The organism is Hugenholtzia roseola DSM 9546, assembly GCF_000422585.1.
Classification (GTDB): domain Bacteria; phylum Bacteroidota; class Bacteroidia; order Cytophagales; family Bernardetiaceae; genus Hugenholtzia; species Hugenholtzia roseola.
The window spans coordinates 68,699-78,130 of the sequence record NZ_AUGI01000038.1; the positions used below are offsets into that span (position 1 = coordinate 68,699).

The 9,432-nt window shown below is 44.2% G+C and carries 5 protein-coding genes and 1 riboswitch; of the genes, 3 read left to right on the forward strand and 2 right to left on the reverse strand.

The features are described 5' to 3' along the window. Positions 1-99: 99 nt before the first annotated feature. Positions 100-336, reverse strand: a riboswitch (cobalamin riboswitch). Positions 337-482: 146 nt separating this feature from the next. The 3 genes from G500_RS0104240 (at position 483) to G500_RS0104255 (ending at position 7,444) form a co-directional block, all read left to right on the forward strand. Beyond that, on the forward strand, positions 483-989 hold the full coding sequence (locus G500_RS0104240; RefSeq protein WP_027001681.1) for a hypothetical protein: 507 nt from the start codon (positions 483-485) through the stop codon (positions 987-989). 129 nt (positions 990-1,118) lie between these two features. Continuing rightward, positions 1,119-4,640, forward strand: coding sequence for a GMC family oxidoreductase (locus G500_RS0104245; RefSeq protein WP_051203275.1), 3,522 nt, complete (start codon positions 1,119-1,121; stop codon positions 4,638-4,640). Positions 4,641-5,338: 698 nt separating this feature from the next. Beyond that, positions 5,339-7,444, forward strand: coding sequence for an AAA family ATPase (locus G500_RS0104255; protein ID WP_027001683.1), 2,106 nt, complete (start codon positions 5,339-5,341; stop codon positions 7,442-7,444). A 371-nt stretch (positions 7,445-7,815) separates the two neighbouring features. On the opposite strand, the gene G500_RS0104265 is transcribed toward G500_RS0104255, so the two are convergent. Continuing rightward, the gene (locus tag G500_RS0104265; RefSeq protein WP_027001684.1) at positions 7,816-8,190 is read right to left on the reverse strand and encodes a hypothetical protein; all 375 of its coding nucleotides are present in this window, start codon (positions 8,188-8,190) and stop codon (positions 7,816-7,818) included. 290 nt (positions 8,191-8,480) lie between these two features. Further along, positions 8,481-9,344, reverse strand: a complete 864-nt coding sequence (locus G500_RS22295) for a formylglycine-generating enzyme family protein (protein ID WP_154657007.1) — start codon at positions 9,342-9,344, stop codon at positions 8,481-8,483. Positions 9,345-9,432: the final 88 nt, after the last annotated feature.

The following is a 9,432-nucleotide window of genomic DNA, read 5'->3' on the forward strand; positions in this document are numbered from 1 at the left end:
AGGACAAAATAGCCCTTCGCATTTCAAATTTGAACCCAAAAGACAAAAAGAGGGAATTTGCCTTTGCCGATATGTGGTTTTTTTCCCGAAACCTTGCATAGGCGGACTATCTATCGAGCAGGTCTCCTGACTTAGAGCCACCTTTTCCCTTCCCATTCTTAGTTTCCTTTAAAGGCATGTGTGTGATTGCCTACTTAGGTAGCTGCAAACAGTGGTCTTTAAAAAGGCTCTTGCTTAAAATGCTCCTTACAGTTGCGGGTACAGCGACGGATTTGCACCGCCTTCCCTTTTCAAGTGTGCCAAAAAGCCACACTCACTCGTTAGACAAGGGCAAAGGTAATACTTTTTAGCTATTTTTTGCAGCCGATTTTCTTTTTTTTGGCGCAGGTTGCAGATTTTTCAGTATTTTAGGCGCAAGTTCAGCCTTTTGGGTCTGACCTCTCTTTCTCACCTTTTTTATCTTCCTACTTCATCTTCATACTATGCTTCGTAATTTGAAATTCTTTTGGCAGGCTGCCTTTTTATTGCTTCTTTTCTTAGGAGTAGAAATAGGGTTTGCAAACTGTTTCTCTGCCCTTTCTGCCCAGCAAAGCGCAAGCCTTGAAGCAGGTGTTTTTGGGTATCGCAACGAAAGTTATCAGATAGAATTGCAAATTTTGTCGGTTTCGGATACCGAAATAACTTTTAAACTAACTTCTAAGGACTCCGAAGATGGTTGTACCAACTTGCTCGAGGGAACAGCTGAGAGAGTAAAATATGAAAACGACATTTTAGATGAATCGGATAAATTCTTTCTTCCTAATAAAGAAGAAATTGAAGCGATAGGCGGCATAAAAGTTTTTCATTACCATGCAAAAAAAGATATTGAAACATCTTTTCGTCTTTATTTTGCCACCACACACAATAAAGTTTGGATACAAGACCTAAGCTGCTTCTTCGATGACAATGCTTGTAGCTTTTTTATGTATAATTGGCTTTTTCTGATGTAAAAAGTTTGATGCCCCCCATTTCAATCTTGCTTCGGACAAGGCAGTGCCTTTTCCCTACCTATTTCTGCAAATGTTTCTCTGATTTTTATTTCTTTTTACTTCTTTTTATTTTTCACTTTCCAAAACGCTATGCAAACCGAAAAAATATCGCCACAAAAATCAATACCACAACCTACCCTTTCAAAAAGCCTCGAAACGATAGCCTCTCACTACGAAGTCGTCGTGATAGGTTCGGGCTATGGGGGTTCTATCATGGCTTCGCGCTTGGCACGTGCAGGCAGGCAGGTCTGCCTTTTAGAGCGTGGCAAAGAATTTAGGGCAGGCGATTTTCCCGACACGCAATTAGAAGCGGCAGCCGAATTTCAGGTGCAAACGCCCCAAAAACATATCGGCAATGAATTAGGACTCTACGATTTTCATATCGGCAAGGACATCAATGTCTTTGTGGGCTGCGGCTTAGGGGGGACTTCTTTGGTCAATGCCAATGTTGCCATTCGCCCTGAAAAGCGCGTCTTTGAAGACCCACTTTTTCCGAAAATATTGCGAGAAGAATTTGAAAAAGAGGGCAGTTTTTTAGAAAAAGGCTACCAGCGTGCTTGGTCTATGCTCAAACCAAACCCCTATCCCGACACGTTTCCGCCTTTGGCAAAGATGCAAGCCATGCAAAAATCTGCCGCCGCCCTTCAAGAGCCGTTTCGCAAACTCGACATCACCGTCAATTTTGAAAAAGAAAGTCTCAATCAGGTAGGTGTGCCACAAAAGCCCTGCAATCTTTGTGGCGATTGTGTATCGGGCTGCAATCAGCAGGCGAAAAATACGCTCACGATGAATTATTTGCCCGACGCTGTGGCGCATGGGGCTTCTATTTTCACACAAATTTCGGTGCAATACATCGAGCAGGTAGAGCAGGAAGGGAAAAAAGTCTGGAACATTTACTACAAAATCGCGGGGGCAGGCAGAAAACTCTTTACAGAAGCACTTTCCTTTATTTCAGCCGACTATGTCGTAGTGGCAGCAGGCACGCTTGGCTCTTCTCAAATCTTATTGCGCTCGAAAGAAAAGGGATTGCCACTTTCAGAACAGGTAGGCAAGCATTTTTCGGGCAATGGCGATGTCTTGGGTTTTGGGTTTAATAACGACCAAAACATCAATGGTATCGGCTGGGGCGCACGAAAGGAAGACCCTCAAAATCCCGTAGGACCTTGCATTACGAGCGTTATCGATATGCGCAACCGTCCGAACCTAAACGAGGGCATGGTCATCGAAGAAGGCTCTGTACCCGGTGCTATGGCGGCGACTTTTCCCCAACTTTTTATGCCTTTGGCAGGCAAAATAGGTACAGATACCGACGAGGGTCTTTCCGACAAGATAGGCGAAAAGTTGCGCATCTTGGAAAGTTGGGTTTGGCAGGGCGCGTACAAAGGGGCAATGCAAAATACACAGACCTTTTTGGTGATGACGCACGACGATTCGAAGGGTGAATTGCTTTTAGAAAATGACCGCCTCAAAATTTCGTGGAAAGGCGTAGGCAAACAGCCCATTTTCGAAACCGTTAATGAGAATTTGTATAAAGCCACCGAAGCCTTAGGCGGCACTTATGTTCCGAATCCTATCTGGACAGACCTCTTCGAACACGACTTAGTTACGGTGCATCCTTTGGGGGGCTGCATTATGGCAGAAAATGCCGAAAAAGGCGTAGTCAATCACAAAGGGCAGGTTTTTGATGTTTCACAAGGCAAAGAAGGGGCAGTTTTCGAAACGCTTTACGTAGCCGATGGCTCTATTGTACCGCGTTCTTTGGGTGCAAATCCATTCTTGACCATTTCGGCACTTGCCGAGCGCACTGCCCTGCTGCTTTGTCAAGAAAAGGGTTGGCAAATGGAAGAGGGTTTTGAAAAAAATGCGACTTTTTTTGCCCAAAAAGCCGAAACCAAACCGCGCAGGGGCGTACAATTTTCCGAACAAATGGAAGGCTTTATTTCTACTCAAAGCCAACATTGGACAAATGCCACAGGCTATGAAGCCTACCAAAAAGCCTTCGAAGCGGGCAAAAACAACGATTCTGCCTGTGAGATTACCGTTACAATCGTCATTCACGACTTGGAGGCACTGATAGAAAATCCTGCTCATTATGCCCAAACCGCAGGAACGGTTACTGCCCCCGCCCTTTCAGCGCAACCCCTGACCTTTGCAGAAGGCAATTTCAACGTCCTTTCTGCCGACCCCGACCGCATGGCTGCCAAAAATATGATTTACCACGCCTGCCTCGAATCTGTAGAAGGCAATTATTTTTGGTTTGAAGGCTACAAAGTTGTGCGCAACGACAAAGGTTTTGACGCTTGGGCAGATACCACAACCCTTTACACGACCATTTATGAGGGCAAAAACAACAAGGGAAAGGTAGTAGCCAAAGGGATTCTGCACATCTCGCCTATTGGTTTTGCCAAACAGCTTGCCACGCTACAAGCCCTGCATACAGATAATTTGATAGATAGTTTGAAAGTGAAAACGCTATGGGGCAAATTTGCCTTCGGTAGCATTTTCGATACCTACGGCGGCATTTTTGCAAAAGACACCCTCTTTAATCCCGATACACCACCACGCAAAAAGCGTCCGCTTCACACAAGCACCCCCGAACTGCATAGCGTCCGTACCAGCGACGGCATAGATTTGCTCCTGACACGCTATAAGCCTCAAAATCAAGAAGTTAAAGGTGTAGTAGCTCTCTCGCATGGGTTTAGCGTTTCGGGACTTATTTTCCAGATGGACACCTTAGAACCGAATTTGGTAGAATTTTTATACCAAAATGGGTATGAAGTATGGGTCATGGAATATCGCACCAGCATCTTGCTGCCTTCGGCTTCGCGCCAAAGTACGGCAGATGAAGTAGCACTTCAAGATTATCCTGCGCTTTTAGGAAAGATTTTGGAAGTTACGGGTGAAAAAGAAGTACATTTGGTAACGCATTGCGTAGGGGCAATTACGGCGGTGATGGCTCTGCTTTCAGGTTTGAAGGGGGTAAAATCGCTTACCTGTTTTCAAATTGCGGCGCACGTAATGGGCGGCACTCAAATCGAACTCAAAGCCAATTTGCACGTACCGACCCTTCTACACAAATTGGGCATGGAAAGCATTTCGGCTTATACCGACGAAAATGCCTCTTGGTTGGATAAACTTCTTAATAAAGTTGTCAAATTATACGCGCAACCTTTGGGCGCAGCCACCAACGACCCCATTTCGAATCGCGTAACCTTTATGTTTGCGCCTTTGTACGAAAAGGAAAACATCAACCCTGCCACTTTCGAGGCTTTCCACGAAATGTTTGGTATCGCCAATATGACCATGTACGAACATCTGACCCTGATGACACGCCAAAAACAGTTGGTCAATGCCGAAGGGCAAGATGTCTATATGCCACACCTGCAAAGCCGCCTCAACTTGCCGATTTGCTTCATTCATGGGGCTGAAAATCAGGTCTTTGCCCCTATCGCAACGCAGACAACGTACCAAGAACTCTGCCGTCTGAATGGCGCAGAAAAATATAGCTACCATCTTATTGAAGGCTATGGACATCAAGATTGTGTGATTGGCAAGGAAGCCGCCCAAGATGTGTTCGCTCACGTGTTAGCGCATTTGGAAAAATGGGCGTAGCCGCTTTGCAGTAAAAGACTTTCTGCTTTCTCTTATAGGGCGTTTTTACAAAGTTCAGAAAGTCAACAAACGAGGTTTTGTGCTTCGTGCAAACCTGCTGAACCCCCACCCTGCCCTCCCCCCATAGGGGAGGGTTCGAAAACCAAATCATTTTTTTGCATAAATGTAAAAAAATGATGCTGAATAAAAGCCCCGCCCTATGGCAGTAATGTTAAGTTCTGTAAAAAGCCTTATTTTGTCAAAGTTTTGTCAAATTTGACACAAAATAAAATTTGGACTGACCCCTATTTTTGGGTCTGAAAATCCTTTTTTATTTCAATCTCACTGCGGACAAGGCAGTGCCTTGTCCCTACATTTGCATTTGATTTTTAGAATTTAACATCACTGCACCCTGCCCTCCCCCCATAGGGGAGGGTTCGAAAACAAAACTAATTTTCAAGGTTTTGTATCATAACTAAAAGATGTTTTATGATAAAAAAGCCCCGCCCTATGGGGGCGGGGTGTATTTAAGGCTTTTATCGTTGCAACAACGCCCCGCAGGGCAAAATTGAAAAACATAGTTGGTTCATTGGTGCAGGGTTCGGACAACGCAGTGCGTTTTCCCTACTTTGGAAAAATTAGTTGTAAAATTAGCTGTAAAAACTGTCTGTCAAATTATTGGTGAAAGTCGCCTTATTTTCTAATTTTCTGCCTTTTGTATGATTGCTGTCCGCAAAAATTTCGAGCAACCACCTCTTCTTCTGCAAAGTGCGGAAGTGGAAGGTCATATCCAAAAAATTTTAAGGGGGGAAATGCGCCACCCCGAAGTGCGCCCCGATATTCTGCTGCACCCCGAAGTGATAGGCAAACTGCTCGAACTCTATCGCCATAAGTGCGCCTATTGCGAAACGCCCATTGGGGTAGAAAACCTGCCTGCTTTCGTTACGCACTACCGTCCGCTGACGCTTTATCCTTGGCTTATTTATGAATGGAGCAATTTGCTGCCCGTTTGTCAGGATTGTTATTTGTACAAAGAAAATACCTTTCCCATTCTGCACAGCCAAAAGCGCGTGAAGGCTGCCCCCCTAAATCGCCAAAAATGGAGAGCCGATTCAGAGGAATTTTTAGCCGAAAATCCCCTTATCCTGCACCCTGAAATAGATGTACCCGAACGCAGTTTGGCTCTCGATGCAGAAGGAAAATGGCAGGCTATCCGACGCAATTTCAAGGCTGCTACCACCATTTATACCTACAAACTCAATGCAGGACGCGCCGCCACAGATAGGCAGAAACTGCTCAAAAAGTGGCGCAATAAGTGGCGCGAAGAAGTAAGTCATTATTTACATCTTTATTTTGAAAAAGAAAAACAAAATCAAGACGAATCGTTTTGGCAACAGAGCCTTGCTGGAGAGGCTACTTTCGAAAACCATTTTCAACCCTTTTTCCAACAGCTTCAAAATTTGCTTTTGCCTTCGAAGGCTTATAGTTTGGCTTTGAGGAATTTGGTTTATAATTTTAGCTATCTTTTCTATCACCCCGAAAATAGCCCTGCCGAAGATGCCGTTTTGAGCCATTTTTATCAAACTTTTATACAAAAAAAACTGCCCCCTTTCCGCATCGACTTTCCCGACGACCAGATACAAGAAGAAACCAGCCCTTTGATGGTAGAATCTATCTTTTTGAAAAATATACGCTGCTTTGATAGACTCTCCATCGATTTTCCACACATCAATTCACCGCGCAAAATTACCCTTATCACAGGCACAAGTGGCACAGGCAAATCTACGTTACTACAACTCATTGCGTTGGGGCTAACGGGTGTGCCTATCCCTGCCGTTCAGCAGTGGAGCAATCTTGTGAAATTTGGCAAAGAGCAGGGCAATATGATTTTGCGGATTCAGGGCAATGGCGAAGAAATCCAACTTCGTTTCCGCGTAGAAAGCAATAACCATCTGAATACCAATAGCCACTATCAAAATTTTGAGCGTTTGAACAATGAGCTACCTGTCTTTGGATACGGTTCGGGCAAACGCAGCGATAGCAAGGTCTATGCCTCTCAAAATCAGCGTTTCGCGCCTATTGCTTCACTTTTTGGTGAGAATAATTACCTAAAAACGCCACAAGAGCCGCTTTGTTATAGCCAAACAAATTTGCATTGGCAGGATTTAAAAAACCTGCTCAACCGCGTTTTGGAGCAAGACCCCCTACAAGAGGAGCAAAGTATCGTACTTAGTCATTTAGACGATAAGCATTTTGTATTTAAAAATGGTACTACTTTGGTAAGTTTGGAAAGCCTTTCAGAGAGCTTTCAAACAGTTTTTGCCTGGATTTATGACATGGCGATTCGCTTTTTATTACACTATAAAAATCTTACCAACACCGACACCTTTCAGGGCGTTATTCTTTTAGACGAAATAGATGCGCACCTCAATTTGAGTTGGCAACGCAGCCTGCTACCGCGCCTGCAACATATTTTCCCACAAGTTCAGTTTTTTGTCAGCACCCAAAACCCTTTCACGATACAATCTTTGGAATATAACAATATCATTTGTTTGGAAACGGACGGCGAAAAAGTAGTGGCAAGTCCGTTTTTACAAGAAGGGCAGCCTTGGGGCTGGACAATTAGCGACATCACGACGCGCCTTTTGGGAAGCGTAACCGAAATTTCGCCCTACATGGACGCTTCTTTGGCAGAATTGGCAAAACTTGTGGCACAAAACGAAAAGGAGGCAGCCAAAAGTTTGTATTTTAAAATTAAAAAAGCACTACCCTTGCACAGTCCCTACCACGACTATATCAATTTGATTTGGAAAGAAGTGCATTAAAATTTGGCAAATATCAGCCAAAAATGGTTTTGCATTTCGGATAAATCTGTATTTTTGCAACGATAAAAGCCTTAAATGCACCCCACCCCAAACCCCTCCCCCAAAGGGAGGGGCTTTTATTCGGTATCATTTTTTTATGCGAGCATAAAAAAATGATTTGGTTTTCGAACCCTCCCATAACGGGGGTCGGGCAGGGTGCGGTGATGTTAAGTTCTGTGAAAAGTCTTGTTTTATTACAGTTTTTTCAAATTTGACACGAAATGAAATTTGGACTTAAACCCTAAGGGTCTTCAAGACCCTTAGGGTTTGGGGCATAGGACAAGGCAATGCCTTTTCCTTACCGTAACGCGAAGCTCCAGCTTCGCGCGTGTTTAAAGCCACATTTTCGCCTTTTCCAAATCGGTAAAATACTGAATTTCTATCTTGCCCTGCTTGCTGCTTTTGATGGCGGCAGGCAGTTGCTCGTAATGCCTTTGGCTTACCACGACGGCGTATTTTTCTGTGCCTCCATCTACGATTTTGGGAAACCAAGTATCAGCGACCCAATCATCTTGGTCGAAAAAGAGTTCGGTGAGTGCGCTTTGGTCGTTTAGGAATTTGGTAACCTTGTGAGCCTGCATCAGCTCGATAGCCAATCCTGCTGCCAAACGGATTTGCTCGCGCGAAGGAAAGCCTTTCCAAGAAAGCAAAATGGCTTTCAGTGCCTCGTCGTAGTAGATTTCGTGCTGTTGGGTGATGTGTTTCATAAAGCTATCGTGCTACTTGTTTTGTATCTGCAAAGACCTTGTAAAGGTACTGTTTTTTTGATTTTCCGCAAGGCAAGCACCTGCATTTTTATAGGCACAAACGCACCGCGTTGTCCGAACTATTTGCAAATTGAACCAACCTTTTTTTCAATCACCTGCATTTTCGTAGGGACAACGCACCGCGTTGTCCGAGCCATGCACGAATAAACCAACAAAATTTTTCAATCCTGCTATGCGGACAAGGCAATGCCTTGTCCCTACAAAGGGTAAAAACCTAAAAGCACAAAGCGTTACAGACTTGGAGAAAAACGAAACCCGTAGTCGCAGTACCTATTAGAAGGATAGTACCAGATACGGTAGGCAGAGCGGCAGAAATAATCATAGAAGTCCCACGAACCGCCACGCAAAAGCCTATAGTCAGACACTTTGTTATTCAAAGGGTTTTGTTTTTTGGCATCAGCAGTTTCATAAAACTTTGCATTATAATAATCTTGGCACCACTCATAAACATTACCGCTCATATCATACAAGCCTAATTCATTCGGCTTTTTTTGGCGTACAGGATGTGTTTGATTACCTGAATTTGCACCATACCACGCCACCTCATCTAAATTATTAGAGCCTGCGTATTTGTAGCCCTTGCTTTTGTTGCCGCCTCTTGCAGCATATTCCCACTGCGCCTCCGAAGGCAGAGAGCCGCCATAGAAGCGGCAAAATTCAGATGCCCCAAACCATGTTACCCAAATAACAGGGTGGTTTTCAAAGCCTGATTGGGGTTGCCACTTATTATCTACCTTTTCTACACCCCATTTATATTCCTCAATCATCCTCTGCCCTTTATGCTCGCCGTCTTTTACTACGTCGCTGCCGTATTCATTCAAAAAAGCGGTATATTGGGCGTTCGTAATTTCAGTTTCACTAAGCCAAAAATCTGTTAGCATTACGGAATGGACAGGCTTTTCGTAATCATTACAATTTCCATCTCGCTGCTCGTCGCAGCCCATAAGAAAAGTGCCGCCCTCTACTTTGATGAGTTTGATGCCGTTGGGTAGGGTTCTGCCTGCTACCTTTGCAGTTTCAGAGTCTTCTTGCGCTAACAATGCCCCTGAAAAAAGGCAGAGCGCAAAGAAAAAGAGTTTTTGATGTAATTTCATGTTTGTTGCGATTTTAGCCCTCAAAAAGGCGATTTCTTTATCTTTTTTTCTTGTTTTCTCAAAAAAAACCTCGCCGACGGCTAAAAGC